We start from the raw sequence: 1,691 nt of genomic DNA on the forward strand, positions 1-1,691 counted from the left end.
TGACCTGCTGCACTGTCATAAAGTCAAAGCAGTCGCGATGTCAAGTGTCGGCACGGATGCGATCCTCGTTGACGAGGCATGCAGCGGAAAAACTCCTGGTCGACTTTGTGCAGGCCTTCGGGACAGCGCTGACTTGTTTGCGACGTGGTACATGGGGTGGACTCGCTCGCTCGTGTGGGCTCGGGATCCAGGAGTCAAACATTGAAGACGCTGATCAGCACACCGACGACCATTCTGGAACGGCCCCGTCGAAAACCGGACACGAGGTAACGCTTAAAATTTAAGGTAGTCTTCCGCCTATGTTTAAGCCTAACTCCAATGTAGAACCCATTGAGGTTCTGACCCAGCCGGAACAGCGCCGGCGCCGCTCCGTCGAGGAGAAACTCGCGATAGTGCGCGAGACCTTTGAACCCGGAGCGAGCGTTTCCGGGGTAGCCCGTCGCCATCAGGTGAATGCGAACCAAGTGTTCGCCTGGCGTAAGCTGTATCAGGATGGAAGCCTGTCAGCCGTAAGTGCCGGCGAACAGGTGGTGCCAGCCTCTGACCTTGTCGAAGCGATGAAGCAGATTCGGGAGCTCCAGCGACTGCTGGGCAAGAAGACCATGGAAGTGGAAATCCTCCGCGAAGCAGTGGAGTACGGCCGGGCAAAAAAATTGATTGCGCGCTCACCATTGCTGCCGGGGGACGACCGATGAAGACGGTCTGTGAAGTCCTGGGTGTGTCGCGCTCTAATCTTGCGGTCAAATCGAAGCGCCCCGTTGAGTGGGTCGACCAGCGCAAGATGCCGGTTCTGGACGACATGCCGCTGGTCACCGAGCTTCGGGGACTGGTTGCCGAGCTGCCGACCTATGGTTACCGGCGTGTGTGGGCGCTGTTGCGACGAAACAGGGATGCACAGGCCCAACCTCGCGTTAATGCAAAGCGGGTTTATCGGGTCATGCGCACGCACGGTCTGCTACTCGAGCGCCGGCCTCGTCATTCCCAGTCCGCGCGCCGTCACGACGGCAAAGTCGCGGTGGAGCAAAGCAATGCGCGCTGGTGCTCGGACGGCTTCGAATTCCGTTGTGACGATGGTGCGCCATTGCGCGTCGTCTTTGCATTGGATTGCTGCGACCGCGAGGCTATAAGCTGGGTGGCGAGCACCGGGGGCTACACCGGTGACATGGTGCGTGACGTGATGCTTCAGGCTGTCGAGAACTGCTTCCACGGAGCGCTGAAAACCGATAGCCAAATCGAGTGGCTTAGCGACAACGGTTCCTGCTACATTGCCGACGAGACGCTGACGTTCTCGCGGGAGATCGGCCTGAAACCCATCACAACACCCGTCCGAAGTCCGCAGAGCAACGGGATGGCCGAGAGCTTCGTCAAAACGATGAAGCGCGATTATGTTTCGTGGATGCCCAAGCCCGACGCGAGGACGGCGCTGAAAAACCTAGCCATCGCGTTCGACCACTACAACGAATCGCATCCGCACAGCGCCCTGAGATACCGCTCGCCACGCGAATTCCGCCAGCAAGCAAATTCACCAACCTAAGCGTGACCACGTGTCCGGTTATGCAGGGGCAAGTCCACATTCTTCGAGAGTTGTAGACCAAAGGCAACGATGGACCTGTGCGTCGCAGCGGTAGTTTATCTAGCAGTTCGTCGACCCTTTAGGCGCACGTTAAAGTATTCCCGAAATAGGAAGCATC

General features: G+C 58.2%; 1 protein-coding gene. It reads left to right on the forward strand.

What is annotated here, in order from left to right; all coding sequences use genetic code 11:
• The first annotated feature begins 329 nt into the window (after window positions 1-329).
• Window positions 330-1,534, forward strand: a protein-coding gene (locus tag AWB67_RS37290; RefSeq protein ID WP_087660797.1) for an IS3 family transposase whose coding sequence is annotated in 2 segments (ribosomal slippage) — window positions 330-654 and window positions 654-1,534 — 1,206 coding nt in all. Because the reading frame shifts where the segments join, the coding sequence is not laid out codon by codon here.
• Window positions 1,535-1,691: the final 157 nt, after the last annotated feature.

The organism is Caballeronia terrestris, from assembly GCF_001544515.1.
GTDB lineage: Bacteria > Pseudomonadota > Gammaproteobacteria > Burkholderiales > Burkholderiaceae > Caballeronia > Caballeronia terrestris.